General features: G+C 72.9%; 19 protein-coding genes and 1 pseudogene. 3 read left to right on the plus strand and 17 right to left on the minus strand.

Translation table 11 applies throughout. The features are described from left to right. Positions 1-114: 114 nt before the first annotated feature. From def to CLV28_RS02240, 6 genes are all read right to left on the minus strand, one after another. Positions 115-795, minus strand: a complete 681-nt coding sequence (gene def / locus CLV28_RS02215; protein WP_203968128.1) for a peptide deformylase — start codon at positions 793-795, stop codon at positions 115-117. A 56-nt stretch (positions 796-851) separates the two neighbouring features. Next, positions 852-2,216 carry a phosphoglucosamine mutase gene (glmM, locus tag CLV28_RS02220; RefSeq protein ID WP_100421649.1) on the minus strand — a complete coding sequence of 455 codons (1,365 nt, stop codon included), beginning with the start codon at positions 2,214-2,216 and terminating at the stop codon, positions 852-854. A 125-nt stretch (positions 2,217-2,341) separates the two neighbouring features. Next, positions 2,342-2,827, minus strand: a complete 486-nt coding sequence (gene rpsI, locus CLV28_RS02225; protein WP_100421650.1) for a 30S ribosomal protein S9 — start codon at positions 2,825-2,827, stop codon at positions 2,342-2,344. A 72-nt stretch (positions 2,828-2,899) separates the two neighbouring features. Next, positions 2,900-3,343, minus strand: a complete 444-nt coding sequence (rplM, locus tag CLV28_RS02230) for a 50S ribosomal protein L13 (RefSeq protein ID WP_100421651.1) — start codon at positions 3,341-3,343, stop codon at positions 2,900-2,902. Between the two features lie 200 nt (positions 3,344-3,543). Continuing rightward, positions 3,544-4,473 (minus strand): oxygen-dependent tRNA uridine(34) hydroxylase TrhO, encoded by a 930-nt coding sequence (gene trhO / locus CLV28_RS02235; protein ID WP_100421652.1) that lies wholly within the window; start codon positions 4,471-4,473, stop codon positions 3,544-3,546. A gap of 52 nt (positions 4,474-4,525) precedes the next feature. Further along, positions 4,526-5,932, minus strand: coding sequence for a hypothetical protein (locus tag CLV28_RS02240; protein WP_157802450.1), 1,407 nt, complete (start codon positions 5,930-5,932; stop codon positions 4,526-4,528). A 264-nt stretch (positions 5,933-6,196) separates the two neighbouring features. Between CLV28_RS02240 and CLV28_RS02245 the strand changes: the two genes are divergently transcribed. Next, the gene (locus CLV28_RS02245; RefSeq protein ID WP_100421654.1) at positions 6,197-6,583 is read left to right on the plus strand and encodes a DUF5709 domain-containing protein; all 387 of its coding nucleotides are present in this window, start codon (positions 6,197-6,199) and stop codon (positions 6,581-6,583) included. 297 nt (positions 6,584-6,880) lie between these two features. Then, positions 6,881-8,692: a hypothetical protein gene (locus CLV28_RS02250; protein ID WP_157802451.1), complete on the plus strand. Its 1,812-nt coding sequence runs from the start codon at positions 6,881-6,883 to the stop codon at positions 8,690-8,692. 265 nt (positions 8,693-8,957) lie between these two features. On the opposite strand, the gene truA is transcribed toward CLV28_RS02250, so the two are convergent. Next, on the minus strand, positions 8,958-9,914 hold the full coding sequence (gene truA, locus CLV28_RS02255) for a tRNA pseudouridine(38-40) synthase TruA (protein ID WP_100421656.1): 957 nt from the start codon (positions 9,912-9,914) through the stop codon (positions 8,958-8,960). Between the two features lie 59 nt (positions 9,915-9,973). On the opposite strand from truA, the gene CLV28_RS15940 reads away from it, so the two are divergent. Then, positions 9,974-10,849 carry an ROK family protein gene (locus CLV28_RS15940; RefSeq protein WP_100421657.1) on the plus strand — a complete coding sequence of 292 codons (876 nt, stop codon included), beginning with the start codon at positions 9,974-9,976 and terminating at the stop codon, positions 10,847-10,849. 74 nt (positions 10,850-10,923) lie between these two features. Here CLV28_RS15940 and CLV28_RS15945 read toward each other — a convergent pair. The 10 genes and pseudogenes from CLV28_RS15945 to secY form a co-directional block, all read right to left on the minus strand. After that, positions 10,924-11,634 (minus strand): annotated as a pseudogene (locus CLV28_RS15945) (alpha/beta fold hydrolase); the annotation flags it as partial. 177 nt (positions 11,635-11,811) lie between these two features. Further along, entirely contained in the window at positions 11,812-12,351 is a 540-nt protein-coding gene (rplQ, locus tag CLV28_RS02275; protein WP_100421659.1) for a 50S ribosomal protein L17, sunset domain variant, read from the minus strand. A 61-nt stretch (positions 12,352-12,412) separates the two neighbouring features. Next, positions 12,413-13,423 carry a DNA-directed RNA polymerase subunit alpha gene (locus CLV28_RS02280; protein ID WP_100421660.1) on the minus strand — a complete coding sequence of 337 codons (1,011 nt, stop codon included), beginning with the start codon at positions 13,421-13,423 and terminating at the stop codon, positions 12,413-12,415. A gap of 160 nt (positions 13,424-13,583) precedes the next feature. Further along, a complete protein-coding gene (gene rpsK, locus CLV28_RS02285) occupies positions 13,584-13,988 on the minus strand; it encodes a 30S ribosomal protein S11 (RefSeq protein WP_100421661.1) in 405 nt (134 codons plus the stop codon). Between the two features lie 83 nt (positions 13,989-14,071). Next, entirely contained in the window at positions 14,072-14,446 is a 375-nt protein-coding gene (gene rpsM / locus CLV28_RS02290; RefSeq protein ID WP_100421662.1) for a 30S ribosomal protein S13, read from the minus strand. A gap of 210 nt (positions 14,447-14,656) precedes the next feature. Continuing rightward, positions 14,657-14,770 (minus strand): 50S ribosomal protein L36, encoded by a 114-nt coding sequence (gene rpmJ, locus CLV28_RS02295; protein ID WP_100421663.1) that lies wholly within the window; start codon positions 14,768-14,770, stop codon positions 14,657-14,659. A gap of 72 nt (positions 14,771-14,842) precedes the next feature. Next, a complete protein-coding gene (gene infA / locus CLV28_RS02300) occupies positions 14,843-15,064 on the minus strand; it encodes a translation initiation factor IF-1 (RefSeq protein WP_012877432.1) in 222 nt (73 codons plus the stop codon). Between the two features lie 420 nt (positions 15,065-15,484). Beyond that, complete coding sequence (locus tag CLV28_RS02305; RefSeq protein ID WP_100421664.1) at positions 15,485-16,375, minus strand: type I methionyl aminopeptidase; 891 nt, start codon at positions 16,373-16,375, stop codon at positions 15,485-15,487. Next, on the minus strand, positions 16,375-16,974 hold the full coding sequence (locus CLV28_RS02310; RefSeq protein ID WP_275405044.1) for an adenylate kinase: 600 nt from the start codon (positions 16,972-16,974) through the stop codon (positions 16,375-16,377). Before CLV28_RS02310 ends, CLV28_RS02305 begins: the two co-directional genes overlap by 1 nt. Next, positions 16,971-18,266, minus strand: coding sequence for a preprotein translocase subunit SecY (secY, locus tag CLV28_RS02315; RefSeq protein ID WP_100421666.1), 1,296 nt, complete (start codon positions 18,264-18,266; stop codon positions 16,971-16,973). Before secY ends, CLV28_RS02310 begins: the two co-directional genes overlap by 4 nt. Positions 18,267-18,271 lie beyond the last annotated feature (5 nt).

Below are 18,271 nucleotides of genomic sequence, written 5' to 3' on the forward strand. Positions count from 1 at the left end.
AGCCTAGGGAACGGTCGACCCGCGAGCATCAGGGGTCGCCCTGGCCCGACCCTGATCCTCTCGCATCCCGGGGGCCTCCACCTCGCCCCTGAGGGGGAGATCCTGTGAGAGGTCTCAGACCGTGGGCGCACCCGACGCGTCGGGCCGCTGCGCGACGTCGAACCCCAGCACGCGCGCCGCGGGCGACGGGTCGGCGGTGCCCGCCCAGAACCGGCCCATGTTCTCGTCGGTGCTCAGCGACCGCAGCTCGGCCGCGTCGACGTAGAGCACGCCGCCGAGGTGGTCGGTCTCGTGCTGCACGATCCGTGCCGGCCAACCCGTGAGCTCCTCGTCGAGCGGCGTGCCGTCGGCGTCCTGGCCCGTGAGCCGCACCGTGCGGTGCCGGGTGCGCACCGCGTGCCAGCCCGGCACGCTCAGGCAGCCCTCGTAGAACGACACCTCGTCGTCGGACGTCGCGGCGTACGCGGGGTTGACGAGCGTGCGGTGCGGCACCGGGGTGCGTTCGCGCGGGTCGGCCGGGTCCTGCGACCCGGGGTCCCAGATCACCGCGAGCCGCAGCGCGATCCCGACCTGCGGCGCGGCGAGCCCGACGCCCGGGGCGTCGAGCATAGTCGCGCGCATCGCGTCGAGCAGCGCGGGCAGGAGCGTGCCGAGCTGACCGGTGTACGTCGCGGCGGGCGTGCGCAGCACCGGGTGTCCGGCGTGCACGATCGGCAGCACGCCGTCGACCGCGGCGGCGAGCCGGCGCGCGACGTCGTCGCGCAGCGCGGGGTCGACGCGCGCGTCGTCGGCCACGACGCCGTCCCAGGCCGGGCCCGCGCCGTCCGCGGACGGCGCCGGGTGCGCGGCGCTCACAGCGCGAGCCTGTCGCTCACGACGTCCGCGAGGTCGTGCGCGACCGAGTCGGCCTGCGCCTGCGTCGCGGCCTCGACCATGACGCGCACGACGGGCTCGGTGCCCGAGGGGCGCAGCAGCACGCGACCCGTCGCGCCGAGGCGCGACTCGGCGGCAGCGACGCCCGCGAGCACGCCCTCGTCGGTCGCCGCGCGCGCCTTGTCGACCCCGCCGACGTTGAGCAGGGTCTGCGGCAGCCGGCGCACGGCCGCGGCGAGGTCGGCGAGCTTCTGCCCGGTCGCCTTGACGCGCGCCGCGAGGTGCAGCGCGGTCAGCACGCCGTCGCCCGTGGTCGCGTACTCCGAGAGGATGATGTGCCCCGACTGCTCGCCGCCGAGCGTGTAGCCGTGCGCGCGCATCTCCTCGAGCACGTAGCGGTCGCCGACGCCCGTCTGGACGGTCGCGATGCCCGCGTCCTTCATGGCGAGCAGGAGGCCGAGGTTGCTCATGACGGTGACCACGAGCGTGTCCTGCGCGAGGCGGCCCAGGTCGTGCTCGGCGAGCGCGAGGACGCCCATGATCTGGTCGCCGTCGACGAGCACGCCGCCGTGGTCGACCGCGAGGCAACGGTCCGCGTCGCCGTCGAACGCGACCCCGAAGTCGGACTCGGAGGCCACCACGACCGCCTGGAGCTGCTCGGGGTGCGTCGAGCCGCACTTCTCGTTGATGTTGCGCCCGTCCGGGCTCGCGTTGATCACGACGACGTCGGCGCCCGCGGCGCGCAGCGCGGCCGGGCCGACGTCGCTCGCCGCGCCGTTCGCGCAGTCGACCGCGATGCGCAGGCCTGCGAGCGGGCGCGAGTACTCGCCCCCGCCGATGGTCGAGATCAGGTGCTCGACGTACCGCTCGCCCATGCGTCCCGAGTCGGTCTGGATGCGCCCGACCTCGGGCCCGACGGGCCGCTCCCACGGCTCCTCGAGCCGCGCGGCGATCTGGTCCTCGATGTCGTCGTCGAGCTTGACCCCGCCACGCGCGAAGAACTTGATGCCGTTGTCCGGCATGGGGTTGTGCGACGCCGAGAGCATGACGCCCAGGTCGACGCCCGTGGTCGCGGTCAGGTACGCGACCGCGGGCGTGGGCAGCACGCCCACGTTGACGACGTCGACCCCGGCGCTCGCGAGGCCCGCGGCGACCGCGGACGACAGGAACTCGCCCGAGGCGCGCGGGTCGCGGCCGACGACGGCGCGCGGTCGGTGCCCGCCGAACTCGCCGGTCGTCCCGAGCACGTGCGCCGCGGCGACCCCGAGGTCGAGCGCGAGCTCGGCCGTGACGTCCTTGTTGGCGAGCCCTCGCACGCCGTCGGTGCCGAACAAGCGGGCCATGGGTCAGTCCTCCGTGAGGGTGATCGGGTGCCCACGATAGTGAGCAGGGCGTGCAAATGCGTCCTGGAACGCCGACGGCCCCGGCGGACAGTGTCCGTCGGGGCCGTCGAGGGTGAGGCGCTGGATCAGCGCTTCGAGTACTGCGGAGCCTTGCGGGCCTTCTTGAGACCAGCCTTCTTGCGCTCGACCGCACGGGGGTCGCGCGTCAGGAAGCCGGCCTTCTTGAGGGCGGCGCGGTTGCTGTCCTCGTCGATCGCGTTGAGCGCACGGGCGATGCCGAGGCGCAGCGCGCCGGCCTGGCCCGAGACGCCGCCACCCGTGATGCGGGCGATGACGTCGAAGCGACCCTCGACGTCGACCAGCTTGAGCGGGTCGTTGACGAGCTGCTGGTGCACCTTGTTCGGGAAGTAGTCCTCGATCGTGCGACCGTTGATCTTCCACTGACCGGTGCCGGGGATCAGGCGAACGCGAGCGATCGCCTCCTTGCGGCGACCGAGCGCCTGGCCCGGTGCGGTGATGCTCTGGCCCTGGCCCGTGGGGGCGGCGGTCTCAGAGGTGTAGCTGCTGGGGGTCTCGTCCAGCGTGTCGTTCTCGACGGTGGTCTCGGCCACTGTGTCCTCGCGTCCTAAGGGAATTCTGGGAAGTCGGGCGGCGCGTGAGCGCTGTGCTCCGGTGCTCCTGCGTTACTGAGCGACCTGGGTGATCTCGAACGTCTTCGGCTGCTGCGCGGCGTGCGGGTGCTCAGAGCCTGCGTAGACCTTGAGCTTGCCGAACTGCGCGCGCCCGAGCGACGTCTTGGGGATCATGCCGCGCACGGCCTTCTCCACAGCACGCTCGGGGTGCTTCTCGAGCAGGTCGCCGTAGGCGACGGCCCGCAGACCACCCGGGTAGCCCGAGTGGGTGTAGGCAAGCTTCTGCTCGCGCTTGTTGCCGGTCAGTGCGACCTTGTCAGCGTTGATCACGATGACGAAGTCGCCGCCGTCGACGTGCGGTGCAAAGGTCGCCTTGTGCTTGCCACGCAGCAGGGTAGCCACGTGGGTCGCGAGGCGGCCCAGGACGACGTCGGTCGCGTCGATGACGTACCAGTCACGCTGGACGTCGCCGGGCTTCGGGGTGTACGTACGCACGGTCGTAGCCTTCGTTTCGATGTCTTCGATGTCTTCTTCGGCGCAGAGGACTGCGGCCGACGAGGTCGTTGTCGGTGCTCGATCAACCGGGCTTCGTCAGACGGCGAGTGGGAGACACGCGTGACATCGGATTCCGAGCGGGAAGCACAACGGCTACCAACAATACCGGGCGGCGGGCGGGCGGGTCAAAAGCAGATAGGTCACACCCGCGCCCACGACCGCGTGTCCCGCAGCTCCGCTCCCGGGCGGACGGCGGAGCAGGCCTCGCACTGCGCGGCCCGGTGGGCCCCCACGCAGTCGTCGCAGCACAGCGTGAGCGTGCTGCACGACGGGTCGCCGCAGTTCTCGTACAGCGCGGTCGGCGCGGCGCACGTCGCGCACCGGCCCAGCGGCACGGTCGCGTCGCCGAACTCGACGTGCCGGCGCTCGTCGAACACGTACAGCGACCCGTCCCACAGGCCCGCGTCGCCGCGCTGCTCGCCGTAGCGCACGATCCCGCCGTCGAGCTGGTAGACCTCCGAGAAGCCGCGCTCGACCATGAGGGAGCTCAGCACCTCGCACCGCACCCCGCCGGTGCAGTACGTCACGACGGGCCGGGACTTGAGGTCGTCGTACCGTCCCGAGTCGAGCTCGGCGACGAAGTCCCGGGTCGTGGCGACGTCGGGGACGACGGCCCCGCGGAACCGCCCGATCGCGGCCTCGAACGCGTTGCGCCCGTCGAACAGGACGACGTCGTCCCCGCGCTCGGCGACGAGCGCGTCGAGCTCGTCGGGGGTCAGGCGCGCTCCCCCGCCGACCACCCCGCCGTCGTCGACGCGCACCGCGCCCGGGTCGCCGAAGCTCACGAGCTCGGGGCGCACCTTGACCGAGAGCCGGGGGAAGTCCCGGCCCGTGCCGTCCGACCACTTGACGTCGACGCCCGCGAACGGCGCGTAGGAGCGCGTCGTGCGGACGTACTGCTTGAGGTTCTCGACGGTCCCGCCGAGCGTCGCGTTGATGCCGTGCGCGGCGACGATCACGCGACCCGTGAGCTCCCAGCGCTCGGCGAGCGCCCGCTGCCACAGGCGCACGGCCTCCGGGTCGGCGAGCGGCGCGAAGCCGTAGAAGAGCACGATCTTGTTCACTGCCATGGCGACAAGCCTAGGCCGCGGGGGGCCGGGTCCCGGCCCCCCGCGGAGCGGGTCAGGCGCGGCGACGGCGCACGACGACCACGGTCAGACCGCCGGCCGCGACGAGCGCGAGGGCGATCCCGCCCCACAGCAGCGCGTCCGAGCCGGTGCTCGCGAGGTCGTCGGACGCGTCGAGCACCTCACCGGGCGAGGGCACCGACGTGCCGAGCACCTCGGCCGACGGCACGGCGTCGGACGGCGCGTCGGTGGCGTCCTCGCCCGAGCCGCCGACGTCCGTGGTGTCGACGTCCGTGGTGTCGGTCGTGCCGGTCGTGCCGTCGTCGGTCGTGCCCTCGTCGCAGGCCTCGTCGGTCGGTCCGGTACCGAGGTCGAACGCGTACGTGCCGTCGCCCACCGCGGTCCACCCCTCAGCGGCCTCGATCACGTGGCCGGGGGTCGCGGTCGCGATCACGGTCCACCCGCCGTCGGTCGTGTCGAGCGCGTACTCGACGCCCTCGGTCGCGAGGGGCGCGAGGCCGTCGAGGTCGGTGCCGCACTGGTCGACGAGGGCGGGCGTCGCGAGCGCGACCGGCGTGGGCGCGGGCGCCGTCGCGCACTCGAGCGAGGCCGGGTCCTGGACGGTGACGTCGAGCGTGCCGAGCGGGACGTCGCGCTTCGCCGTGCGGTCGTAGTAGACGGCGCGCAGCGCGAGCGTGCCGTACGCGGGCGTGATCCCGTGCGCGGCGAGCGCGCTCTCGAGCCCGAACCCGTCCGCGGGCACGTCCTCCATCCGGATGCGCACGGCCTCGCCGTCGACGACGGTCTCGAGGCGCACGTCGGCCGAGCGCGGCTCGACCGCGACGGTGCTCTCGGGCGCGTCGCAGGTGGGCGGGGTCACGGTGACGACCGGCACGGCCGGCGTCGTGCTCCCGCACGCGGGCAGGCCCACGAGGTCGGTGTGCTTGGCGTCCACGATCTTGTCCGCCGCCCAGCCGAACGTGATGAACGGGTACTCGACGGTCTCGGGCCAGGTGACCTCGACGTCCGCGGCGTCCTGCTGCAGGGCCCAGCCGTCGCCGCAGACGGGCGTCACGACGTCGTCGACGATCGCGGTCGCCGGCAGGAGGCCCGCCGGGAGTTCGTCGAGCCAGGTCGAGCGCTCCGTCGTGGTGAGCAGGACCTGCTCGAGCGAGTTCTCCCACGACGCGGGGCGGGCCGTGTCGTCCTTCTTGTAGAGGTAGACCGCGACCTCGTGGGACGTCGCGTCACGGTGCGCGCGGTGGATCGTGCCTCCGGGCGAGGACACCGCGTACGCGGGTGCATCGCTGGCGGGTGCATCTCCCGCGCGCGTGGTGGCGGTGTGACCGGTGGCTGCGTGACCGGTGGCGGCAGGCCCGACGGCGGTGGCCGCGGTCGCGCTCGAGGTCAGGGTCAGCGCCACGGCGAGCGCGGTCAGCAGGGCAGGGCGTCGGGTTCTCAACGTGCACGGCTCCTTGTCGGTCGCGCCGGGTCCGTTCCCGGCGCGCGAGGGCGCAGGGATCCCCTGGCCCGTGGGGCCGTTCCCGTGCGCGCGGGAACGCTACCACCGCAAAGGTGTCGTCCTCCACCATGTGCGGACGACCCGTCATGAATCACCCGCGTTCGGTCGGCTCAGCACATCCCGAGCGATCACGACGCACCACGCATCCCGGGCACGACGGCACGACACGCTGCGAGGTGCGCGGCCCGGTGCGACCGTGGAGTCATGAGCAACGACACGAGCGCCACGAGCCCCGAACCCGACGGCACGCGTGAGGGCGACAGCGACCAGCTCTCCGCGAACGACACCCTGCTCGACCGCGGGGTGGCCGACCTCCTCGACGAGGGCTACTCGCCCCCGGAGCGCGACCGGTCGAACCACCACGGTGAGACCGCCTGGGAGGAGCTGCACGGCGAGGGCCTGGACCGACGGCTCGCCGCCGAGGAGCCCGACACCGACGCTCCGCGCGACGAGCGGCGGGCGGGACGACTCGCCGAGGACCCGGACGCGGCCGACGGCCGGCAGAACGACCTCTACGCCGAGGACGCGGGGATCGACGGCGCGGGTGCGAGCGCCGAGGAGGCCTCGATGCACGTGGTCGACGAGATCTAGGACGCTGCGTCGGGCCGCGGCGCGGTCGACACGGTGCCGACCCGACGTCGTGCCGACGCGCGCTCGACGTCGGGCCGGCGGTCGGTCGACGTCGCGCCGGTAGGTGGTCGTCGCGCCGGTAGGTGGTCGACTTTCCGCGTCCGGCCCCGCGGTCGAGTGCGTCTGCGCACGACGTTCACCTCACGCACCGATCCTCTGCGGACGGAGTTCGCCCGGAGGTCACGTCCCTGCGCTGGGATGGACGCCTACGCGTGAGGGCCACGCGGGTCGGGCGGGCTGCGGATGTCGATCCTCGTCGTGAGCGACGTCGGCGCGGGCGGCACGCTCGACCTCGCGGCCGACGCCGCGCTCGCCGGGACGCTCGCCGCGCTCCGCGCGCGCGGGGAGGGCGACCTCGTCGTGAGCGCGCCACGCCCCGACCTCGTCGCGGCCCGGCACCACGTCGCGGCCGTCGGCGCCGTCGGCGGTTGGAGCGACCTCGACCGGCGGTACGCGATGCTCCGGCACCGCACGGTGCTCGACGCGGCCGCGCACGGCACGCAACGCCTCGGCGTGCACGACCCGGCACGGCTCGTGATCGAGACCGTGCGCTCGTGCGCGGGCGTTATCGTGACGGGCGCCGCTCCGCTGTCGTCACGACGCCCGTCCGCGTTGCGCGAGCGCGCGACCGTGGCCGCCGTCGCGAACCGGTTCGACGTGCCGGTCGTGCTCGTCGGCCAGTCGGTCGAGCCCGTGGTGCACCGCGCCGACGAGGCGCTCCTGACGCCCCTGCTCGCCCGTGCGGCCGCGGTGGGGGCGGTCGACGACGCGACGCTCGCGCTCGCCGCCGCGCACGGTGCGCTCGACGACCGCCTGGTGCGCACGGTCGAACCGTGGCCACGCCACGTCGCGCTCGGCGTCGGCGCCGCGTCGGTGCGGGGCACCTCCGGTGACCTGTCGCAGGATCACGCCGCCCTTCCGCAGCGGCCCGGACCGCCGGACGACGACGGTCGCCTGGCCTTCGCGTCCCACGACGTGATGTCCCACGGCGTGATGCCCCCCGACGTGTTTCTGCCGCACGGTCGGCGACCGCGCGACGGTGACGGCCCGGTCGTGCTCGCGCTGCTCTCGGGTGCAGCCCGACCCGGCGACCCCGACGCGACGACCGACGCCACCTGGGCGGCGACGCTCGTCGGGCTCGCCGCGCTGCACGGCGTCCCCGTGCTCGTCGTCCCCACGCGCGAGCGTCCGCCGGGCTCGGCCCCGACCCGCGCGCAGCGGCGCGTCGCGCGGGTGTGCGCCGTCGCGGACGACGCCCGGGTCCGGTCCGCGAGCGCCCGTGACCTCGACGTGCTGACGGACGTCGCCGCGCACGCGGCGCTCGTCGTGGGCGACGGCTACGAGGCGGCCCTCGTCGCGGGCCGCGCGCGAGCACCCTGGCTCGGCCTCGTCGACGACCCCCTACACGCCGCGCGGGTGCGCGGCACCGCCGCCCACCTCGGGCTCACGGACTACCTGCTCGGCCCGGAGAGCCGGTGGACGTCGGAGGTTTCCACGGCCGCCGCCGAGCTGCGGGACCGCGCCCCCGAGGTGCGTGCGCACCTGGCCCGGGTCGGGGCGCCCACGCGCGACGACGACGCGTGGTGGGACGCCGCCGTCGGGCGCCTGGCCCACGGTCGGCCCCTCTCGCGCGCGCTCGGGCTGAGCCCCGTGCCGTCGCTGCCGTCGCCCGGGACGTGGGCGCGACCCGCCACGCTGCTGCTCGCCGCGGCCGAGCGGCACGAGCAGGTGCGCACCGCGCACGCCTGGCAGCTGGACGAGATCGAGCACGGCGCGCGAGTCGCCGCACGCGGCGTGGACGTCGCCGCGAGGTCCGGCGTCGCCGCGAGGTCGGGCTCCGCGAGGTCGGGCTCCGCGAGGTCGGGCTCCGCGAGGTCAGGCTCCGCGAGCGGAACGTCCGCGCGGCGGTCCGCGAGCGCCGAGGATGCCGGGGCCGACCGGACCGCGGCGCCCACGCCCGTCGCCGGCCCGTCGTCGGAGAGCCCCCGGCCGCTTGCCGCGTGGCGCGCGCTCTGGCGTCGAGTCCCGCCCGGGTCCGGCAGCACCGCGCCGCGACCTGCGACCCGCTGACCCTCCGGACCGGTCACCCGGGCGATGGCGCGACGACCGGGATCCTTCCGGGACCTGCCCGCCCGCCCTGCTGAGTCCGCCCGACGACGTCCGCCAGTCCCGCGACGCCTGACAGCCTCCGCCAGGTCGCAACTCGGGCTGCTTCCGCCAGCCGCACGCCGGACGACCTACGCCCTACGCTCGACGACCGCCGCCAGGGCGCATCTCCGGATGCTTCCGCCAGCCGCACGCGACGACCTCCGCCGGGCGAGCGACGTCCGACGACCTAGGCCGGGCCTACGACCTCCGACGCGCCCGGCCGCCCCGCGACGTCCGACGCCCCAGGCCGACCGGCCGGCTCGGCGACCTCCTCGTCCATGCGGCGCGCGCGCACGCGCTCGGCGCGGGCGGCGAGCGCGTCGTCGGCCGGGTACGCGACCGCCTCGAGCACGAGACCCTGCGGCGGGACGACGGCGGGCGCGACGTCGCGCGACCGCGCGGCGAGTACCTCGGCGGGGTGCTCGACGGGGTGCCGCCCCTCCCCCACCGCGATCGCCGCGCCGACGAGCGAGCGCACCATGTTGTGGCAGAACGCGTCGGACCGCACGTGCGCGAGCACGAGCCCGTCCTCAGGGCCGCCGACGACCCGCTCCCAGTCCATGCGCAGGAGCTCGCGGATCGTGGAGGCGCCCGGGCGGGGCTTGCAGAACGACGCGAAGTCGCGCAGGCCGAGCAGCGGCTGCATCGACGCGTGCATCGCGGCGACGTCGAGCGGCCGCTTGTGCCACAGCACCCAGTCGCGGCGCAGCGGGTCGCGGCGCTCGACGTCGTCGACGATCCGGTACGTGTAGCTGCGGTCGAGCGCCGAGAACCGCGCGTCGAACCCGGCGGGTGCGAGGCACGCGCGCCGCACCACGACGTCGCCCGGCAGCACGCCCGCGAGCCGGTCGACGAGGGCCCGGCCCGGCGTGCGGTCCGACCGCCCCGGGAGTCGCTGCCACTGCTGCGCCGGGATGTCGACGTGCACGACCTGACCGCGCGCGTGCACACCCGCGTCGGTGCGCCCCGCGACCGTCACGCGCGGCGCGACGTCACGCAGGATCCGCACGAGCCCGGCCTCGAGCACGCCCTGCACGGTGCGCAGCCCCGGTTGGGTGGCCCACCCGGCGAAGTCCGTGCCGTCGTACGCGAGGTCGATGCGCACGCGCACCTGCGCGCGGTCGTCGAGAGGTCCGCCGTTCACGGGACAACGGTAGCGAGCACCGACCGGCCCGGTCACCTCGGCGGGGCTAGGGTGCGAGCATGAGCGCTCCGTCCGACGACCGGCCCGGCCCCGCGGCGTCCGGCTCTGCGGCGCCCGGCCCCCCGGCGTCCGCCTCTGCGGTGCCCGGCCCCGCGGCGTCCGACGACGCGCGGGTGCGGACGCTCTCGGTCGACTGCGGCGGCGGGTCGATCAAGGCCGGCGTGCTGGCGGCGTCGGGGACGGCGCACGCCGCGCCCGTGCGCGTGCCCACGCCCTACCCCCTGCCGCCCGAGCGGCTCGTGGAGACGATCGCCGGGATCGCCGCGGGCCTCCCCCGCGCGCACCGCGTGACCGTCGGGATGCCCGGGATGATCCGGCACGGCGTCGTCGTGCACACCCCGCACTACGTGACGCGCAGCGGGCCGCGGACCAGGGTCGACCCGGGCCTCGTCGAGGCATGGTCGAGCTTCGACGTCCAGGCGGCGCTCGGCGAGCGGCTCGGCCTGCCCGTGCTCGTGCTCAACGACGCCGAGGTGCACGGCGCGGGGGTCGTCGCGGGGACGGGACTCGAGCTCGTCCTGACCTTCGGCACCGGGCTCGGCTCGGCGCTGTTCGACGGCGGCCGGCTCGCCCCGCACCTCGAGTGGTCGCACGCTCCCGTGCGGCGCGCCACGACCTACGACGAGTACGTGGGCGAGGTCGAGCGGCGGCGCCTCGGCAACGCGCTGTGGTCGCGCCGCGTGCTGCACGTCGTCGACGGGCTGCGCCCCGTGTTCCGGTGGGACCGCGTCTACCTGGGTGGCGGCAACTCGCGTGCGATCACGCCGACGGCGCTGGGCCGGCTCGGCGACGACGTCGTCGTCGTCCCCAACTCGGCCGCACTGGTCGGTGGCTCGCGCAGCTGGGACCTGCCGGGGCGCACGCCCGCTCCCTGATCGCCGCCGTGCCCGGCGCCGTCCGCGTCGAGCAGGTGCGCGGCCTCGAGCAGCACGCGCGTGAACGCGACCGGCCGGTCGAGGCTCACGAGGTGCTTCGCCCCGGGCACGACGACGTGGCGCACCGGCGCGCCACCGGCGCGCGCGGCCTCGACGAAGCGGCGCTCGTCGAGCCGGAAGTGGTCGAACCGTCCGTTCACGAGCCACACCGGCGAGGACGCGCGCGCGAGGCTCCCGAGCGGGTCCGTCGCCCCGACGGCCTCGAGGATCGCGGCCATCGTGTCGAGCGCGAAGCCTCCGGCCGCGAGGTCCGCACGTCCCGCGGCCGGCACGGTCCGGTCGACCATCCACCGGTTGAGGCGCTCCCCCGAGTCCGCCGACGCCTCGATACGGCGCGCGGCGCGCAGCCACGCGCCGCGCAGCGGTGACGACGGGACCGTGCAGCAGCTCGCCGCGACGAGCCCCGCGACCAGGCCCGGCTCACGCGCCCGCACCTCGATCCCGAGGTACCCGCCGAGCGACAGCCCGACCAGGAGAACGGGAGCCCCCACGTCGTCCGCGACCGCCCGCACCGCGTCGACCGCGCCGTCGAGCGTGAAGGTCTCGCCGCGGCGTCGGCCGTGACCCGGAAGGTCGGGCGCGACGACGCGGCGCCCGTCGCTCTCGAGCGCGGCGACCTGGGCGCGCCACATCGTCGACGACGTGCGCGAGCCGTGCACGAGGACCACGGGCGTGCGCCCGGGCGTGCGGGTGGCTTGTCGGGGCCGTACGTCGTCGGGCTCCATCGACCCAGCCTAGGCCGGGGCCGGGCACGACGACTGCGGGAATGACGGCGCCGGGCATGACGAGGGCGGGCATGACGAGGGCGGGCATGACGACGCCGGGCATGACGACGGCCCGGCCCGAGAGGGTGTCTCGGGGCCGGGCCGTCGTGAGCGGGACCGGGGGTGCCGGCCGTTCGCTCAGTCCTCCTTGTCGGAGGAGTCCTTCTCGACCGGTGCGTCCTCGACCGGTGCGTCGGTCACGGCGGCGTCCTCGACGGGTGCCTCCTCGACCGTGGTGGCCTTCTTCTTCGCCGGGGCCTTCTTGGCGCCCTTCTCGGTGGCCTTCTCGGCCTCCTTGACGACGGCCTGCTTGGGGCTTACGGGCTCGGTCACGAGCTCGATGACCGCCATGGGCGCGTTGTCGCCCTTGCGGTTGCCGACCTTCGTGATGCGCGTGTAGCCACCCTGGCGCTCGGCCATGGTCGGCGCGATCTCCGTGAAGAGCGTGTGCACGACGCCCTTGTCACGGATGACCGTCATGACGCGACGGCGCGCGTGCAGGTCGCCGCGCTTGGCGAACGTGATGAGACGCTCGGCCAGCGGACGCAGGCGCTTGGCCTTCGTCTCGGTGGTCGTGATGCGGCCGTGCTCGAAGAGCGCGGTGGCGAGGTTCGCGAGGATGAGGCGCTCGTGAGCCGGGCCTCCGCCGAGCCGCGGACCCTTGGTGGGGGTAGGCATTGTCATGCTCCTTGTCGTGCAGGGTCAGGGGGTCCAGCCGGACCAGACCCCGCAGAGTTCGTCAGTAGTTCTGGTCGCCCGAGAAGGTCTCGTCGTCCGACTCGTAGTAGTCGGCCTTGGCGGGGTCGAAGTCGAGCGGCGAGTCCTTGAGTGCCAGACCCAGCTCGGCGAGCTTCTCCTTGACCTCCGTGATCGACTTCGCACCGAAGTTGCGGATGTCGAGCAGGTCGGCCTCGCTGCGAGCGACGAGCTCACCCACCTGGTGGATGCCCTCGCGCTTGAGGCAGTTGTACGACCGGATCGTGAGGTCGAGCTCCTCGATCGGGAGCGCGAGGTCCGCAGCGAGAGCGGCGTCCGTCGGCGACGGACCGATCTCGATGCCCTCGGCCTCGACGTTGAGCTCACGGGCCAGGCCGAACAGCTCGACCAGCGTCTTGCCCGCCGAGGCGAGCGCGTCACGCGGGCTGATCGCGTTCTTGGTCTCGACGTCCACGACGAGCTTGTCGAAGTCCGTGCGCTGCTCGACGCGGGTCGCCTCGACCTTGTACGTGACCTTGAGGACCGGCGAGTAGATCGAGTCGACCGGGATGCGGCCGATCTCGGCCTCGAACGACTTGTTCTGGTTCGCCGAGACGTAGCCGCGGCCACGCTCGACCGTGAGCTCGACCTCGAGCTTGCCCTTCTCGTTGAGCGTCGCGATCACGAGGTCGGGGTTGTGCACCTCGACACCGGCCGGCGGGACGATGTCCGCCGCGGTCGCCACGCCCGGACCCGTCTTGCGCAGGTACATCACGACGGGCTCGTCGTTCTCCGAGGAGACCACGAGGTTCTTGACGTTGAGGATGATCTCGGTGACGTCCTCCTTGACACCCGCGACCGTGGTGAACTCGTGGAGCACACCGTCGATGCGGATGGAGGTCACTGCCGCGCCCGGGATGGACGAGAGCAGCGTGCGACGCAGCGAGTTGCCGAGCGTGTAGCCGAAGCCGGGCTCGAGCGGCTCGATCGAGAACCGCGAACGGTCCTCGGAGATGACCTCTTCGGTCAGCGTGGGGCGCTGTGCGATCAGCAAGGGTCAGTTCCTTTCAGTGTGCGTCCGCCATTTGACGCATCACGGTCACGCAGGAGAAGCCGCCCGGGAGTCTCGGTCCACCCGTCGGGCGCAGGTGCGTCGTCGTCCGGTCCCGGCCTGCGGCGCAGAGCAGGACCGGACGACGACGCGTGGTGCGGGATCAGACGCGGCGACGCTTCGGGGGGCGGCAGCCGTTGTGCGCCTGGGGCGTCACGTCGGAGATCGAGCCGACCTCGAGGCCGGCGGCCTGGAGCGAGCGGATCGCGGTCTCGCGGCCCGAGCCCGGGCCCTTGACGAAGACGTCGACCTTCTTGACGCCGTGCTCGGCGGCCTTGCGGGCCGCCGCCTCGGCAGCCATGCCGGCGGCGTAGGGGGTCGACTTGCGCGAGCCCTTGAAGCCGACGTCGCCGCCGGAGGCCCACGAGATCACGGCGCCCGAGGGGTCCGTGATCGAGACGATCGTGTTGTTGAAGGTGCTCTTGATGTGCGCCTGGCCGAGCGGGACGTTCTTCTTGTCCTTGCGACGCGGCTTGCGGCCGGCGGCCGCGCGAGTCTTGGGAGGCATATCTGTGGTTCTCCTGGTCTGAGGTCTTCGGACCGCGGCGACGGGCACCGGCCGGGGCCGGTCGTCGCGCGACGGACTGCTGCTTAGCGGGCCTTCTTCTTACCGGCCACGGTGCGCTTGGGGCCCTTGCGGGTACGCGCGTTCGTCTTCGTGCGCTGACCGCGCACGGGGAGGCCGCGGCGGTGACGCAGGCCCTCGTAGCAGCCGATCTCGACCTTGCGGCGGATGTCGGCAGCAACCTCGCGGCGGAGGTCACCCTCGAGCTTGAAGTTGCCCTCGAGGTGGTCGCGGAGCGCGACGAGCTCGGCGTCGCCGAGGTCCTTCACGCGGAGGTTGGGGTCGATCCCCGTCGCTGCCAGCGTCTGCTGGGCGCGGGTACGGCCGACGCCGTAGATGTAGGTGAGCGCGATCTCGAGCCGCTTCTCGCGGGGGAGGTCGACGCCGACAAGACGTGCCATGCCTTCCGGCTCCTGTACTTCGTTCGGAGGTCTGTCGCACCGCCCTCCCGCAGTGTCGCGGGCCCCGGCCTCCGAGCCGAGGGTTCCCCCGCACCGTGCGCCGGCCGTGCCGGTGCGGTGTGCGGGTTCGTGGTGGTGCGTCGTGGTGGTGACGGATCAGGTCACCTGGTGATCAGGGCGTGACGCCCCGGCACCCAAGGAGCGAGGGCGTCAGCCCTGGCGCTGCTTGTGGCGCAGGTTGTCGCAGATCACCATGACGCGACCGTGGCGACGAATCACCTTGCAGTTGTCGCAGATCTTCTTGACGCTGGGCTTGACCTTCATCAGAGTTCCTCCGCCGCCGTGCGCAGGTCACGGTGGTCCGTGCCGTGCTGACGGCGTTCGATCGAGTGGTGGTTACTTGTAGCGGTAGACGATCCGGCCGCGGGACAGGTCGTACGGGCTGAGCTCCACCACGACCCGGTCCTCGGGGAGGATACGGATGTAGTGCTGTCGCATCTTCCCCGAGATGTGTGCGAGAACCTTGTGACCGTTGGCCAGCTCCACGCGAAACATCGCGTTCGGCAGAGCCTCGATCACGCTGCCCTCGATCTCGATGACACCGTCCTTCTTTGCCATGTCCTCCGCTAACTCTCGTCTGACTGCTTCCCCACGACGACACGACCGTACGGTCGAGGTGACGTGGTTGTTCGCGTGCGCCGTCAGCTCATGCCTTCACGCGCGGGCGCGTCGTGACGACGGCCGGTGCGGGGAGGATCGATCGAACGGACTACACCCAACGGTCTATCGTACGGCATCGCCGACGATCGGGAAACCACGCCGACCCCGCCGCGGGCAGAGAGACCGGTCACAGCAGGCGAGCGCAGCGGTCACACACAGCGGGCGGTCACAACTGGCGAACTCAGCGGGCGGTCACACCGGGCGCGCACGGCGTGCGATCGGCGGGGCGAGCGACCGACCAGTCGAGCGGCCGGTCGGTCGGTCGAACGGTCTCGGTCGGTCGGCCCCCGGCGATCCGGTCAGCCGCCGGCGATCCGGTCAGTCGAGCGAAGCGATCGTGACGCCGCGGGCCGCGAGCTCCGCCGCTCCCCCGTCGCGCGCCGTGGTCACGACCACGCCGCGCTCGGTCACGGCGACCGAGTGCTCCCAGTGCGCGGCGCGCGAGCCATCGGTCGTGACGACGGTCCAGTCGTCCGCGAGCACGGCGGTCTCCGCGCTCCCGCGCGTGATCATCGGCTCGATCGCGACGCACAGCCCCGGCCGCACGCGCGGCCCGCGGTGCCCGCTGCGGAAGTTCAGCACGTCGGGCGGCTGGTGCATCGCGGTGCCGATCCCGTGGCCCGTGTACTCCGTGACGATCCCGTACGCCGTACCGTTCTCGTCGCCGGCGGCCGTGATCGAGTCGTCGATCGCGTCGCCGACCTCGCCGAGCCGTGCGGCGGTCGCGAGCGCCGCGATCCCGTCCCACATCGAGCGCTCGGTCGCGGTCACGAGCGCGAGGTCGGCCACGACGTCGTCCGCGGACCGGGCGCCGACCGCACGCTCCGGGACGGCGGGGTCGAGCGCGCCGTCCTCCCCCAGCACGAACGAGAGCGCCGAGTCGCCGTGCCAGCCGTCCACGATCGCCCCGCAGTCGATCGACACGAGGTCGCCGACGGCGAGCACCCGGGAGCCGGGGATGCCGTGCACGACCTCCTCGTTGACCGAAGCGCAGATCACGCCCGTGAACCCGTGGTACCCCAGGAACGACGGCGACGCGCCCGCCGCGGTGATCACACCGGCGGCGAGCGCGTCGAGGTCTGCCGTGGTCATGCCCGGCCGGGCGGCCGTGCGCACGGCGTCGAGAGCGTCCGCGACGACGAGACCGGCCCGGCGCATCACGCGGACCTGCTCGAGCGTCTTGTACTCGATGCGCTCCCGACCGAACATCAGGCCGTGACGCGCGGGGCGAGGGCCGCGACCAGGCGCGCCGTCACCTCGTCGATGTCGCCGATGCCGTCCACGCGCTCGAGCAGGTCACGCTCGGCGTAGGCGGACGTGAGCGGAGCCGTCTGCTCGTCGTAGATGTCGAGGCGGCGGGCGATCGCCTCCTCGGTGTCGTCCTCGCGACCCTCGAGCTCGGCACGCTTGCGCAGACGCTCGAGCAGCTCGCCGCGCTCGGCCGTGAGCTCGAGCACCGCGTCGAGCGAGACGCCGAGGTCACCGAGGATCGCGTCGAGCTCGACGACCTGCGCCGCGTTGCGGGGGTAGCCGTCGAGGATGAAGCCCTGCGCGACGTCGTCGGCCGCGAGACGGTCGCGGACCATCGCGTTCGTGACCTCGTCGGGCACGAGCTCGCCCTTGGCCGAGTACTCCTGGGCCAGGCGACCCAGCTCGGTGCCGCCCTTGATGTTGGCCCGGAAGATGTCGCCCGTGGAGATCGCGGGGACGTCGTACCGCTCGGCGAGGCGCGCGGCCTGGGTGCCCTTGCCGGCACCCTGCGGGCCCATGATGATCAGGCGGGCGGACTTCTGGTCGTTCTGGCTCAACGCAAGAACCCTTCGTAGTGGCGCTGCTGCAGCTGCGAGTCGATCTGCTTGACGGTCTCCAGGCCGACACCGACGACGATGAGGATCGAGCTCCCACCGAACGGGATGTTGGTCGAGACGCCGAGGGCGACGAGCACCAGCGTCGGCAGCAGCGCGACGAGCGCGAGATAGATGGAACCCGCCGAGGTGATGCGGGTGATGACGTAGTCGAGGTACTCCGCCGTGGGGCGGCCCGCCCGGATCCCGGGGATGAAGCCGCCGTACTTCTTCATGTTGTCGGCGACCTCGTCCGGGTTGAACGTGATCGCGGTGTAGAAGAACGCGAAGAAGATGATCATGAGCACGTACAGCGCGATGTGCAGGGGCGCCGACTGCGGCACGAGGTTCCGCGAGACCCACTGCACCCACCCGGCGGTCGGGTCGCCGAACTGCGCGACGAGGCCCGGGACCGCCAGGATCGAGGACGCGAAGATCACGGGGATCACGCCGGCCATGTTGATCTTGATCGGGATGTACGTCGACGAGCCGCCGTACATCTTGCGGCCCACCATGCGCTTGGCGTACTGGACCGGGATCCGTCGCTGCGACTGCTCGACGAACACCACGAGCCCGATCACGATGATGATCACGACGATCACGATCGCGAACTTGCCGATGCCGCCGACGCCGGCCGAGATCGACCAGAGCGCCGCGGGGAAGCTCGCGGCGATCGACGTGAAGATGAGGAGCGACATGCCGTTGCCGATGCCGCGCTCCGAGATGAGCTCGCCGAGCCACATGATCAGGCCCGTGCCGGCGGTCATCGTGATGACCATGATCGTGAGGGTCATGAAGCTGTCGTCAGGGATGACGTCGACGCCGCAGCCCGGGAACAGCACGCCGTTGCGCGCGGTCGTGATGACCGTCGTCGACTGGAGGATCGCGAGGGCGATCGTCAGGTAGCGCGTGTACTGCGTGAGCTTCGCGGTACCCGACTGGCCCTCCTTGTGGAGCGCCTCGAAACGAGGGATCACGACGCGCAGCAGCTGCACGATGATGCTCGCGGTGATGTACGGCATGATGCCGAGCGCGAAGATCGAGAGCTGGAGCAGGGCTCCGCCGCTGAACAGGTTCACCAGACCGAGAAGGTCGTTGTTGCCCTGCTGCGCGATGCACTGCTGGACGTTCGGGTAGTCGACACCGGGCGCGGGGATGAACGAGCCGACGCGGTAGATGACGATGATTCCGAGCGTGAACAACAGCTTGCGCCGCAGGTCGGGCGTCCGGAAAGCCCGGGCGAATGCGCTGAGCACCTATC

The organism is Sediminihabitans luteus (genome assembly GCF_002797595.1).
Lineage (GTDB): Bacteria > Actinomycetota > Actinomycetes > Actinomycetales > Cellulomonadaceae > Paraoerskovia > Paraoerskovia lutea.

What these genes read in the sequence shown, in the direction of transcription:
- CLV28_RS02245 (WP_100421654.1), top strand. Translation starts at nt 6,197, where the DNA reads ATGAGCAACGACACGAGCGCCACGAGCCCCGAACCCGACGGCACGCGT.
- glmM (WP_100421649.1), bottom strand. Translation starts at nt 2,216, where the DNA reads ATGGCCCGCTTGTTCGGCACCGACGGCGTGCGAGGGCTCGCCAACAAG.
- rplQ (WP_100421659.1), bottom strand. Translation starts at nt 12,351, where the DNA reads ATGCCTACCCCCACCAAGGGTCCGCGGCTCGGCGGAGGCCCGGCTCAC.
- CLV28_RS02305 (WP_100421664.1), bottom strand. Translation starts at nt 16,375, where the DNA reads ATGTTCGGTCGGGAGCGCATCGAGTACAAGACGCTCGAGCAGGTCCGC.
- rpmJ (WP_100421663.1), bottom strand. Translation starts at nt 14,770, where the DNA reads ATGAAGGTCAAGCCCAGCGTCAAGAAGATCTGCGACAACTGCAAGGTG.
- trhO (WP_100421652.1), bottom strand. Translation starts at nt 4,473, where the DNA reads ATGGCAGTGAACAAGATCGTGCTCTTCTACGGCTTCGCGCCGCTCGCC.
- rpsM (WP_100421662.1), bottom strand. Translation starts at nt 14,446, where the DNA reads ATGGCACGTCTTGTCGGCGTCGACCTCCCCCGCGAGAAGCGGCTCGAG.
- CLV28_RS15940 (WP_100421657.1), top strand. Translation starts at nt 9,974, where the DNA reads ATGAGCGCTCCGTCCGACGACCGGCCCGGCCCCGCGGCGTCCGGCTCT.
- infA (WP_012877432.1), bottom strand. Translation starts at nt 15,064, where the DNA reads ATGGCAAAGAAGGACGGTGTCATCGAGATCGAGGGCAGCGTGATCGAG.
- rpsK (WP_100421661.1), bottom strand. Translation starts at nt 13,988, where the DNA reads ATGCCTCCCAAGACTCGCGCGGCCGCCGGCCGCAAGCCGCGTCGCAAG.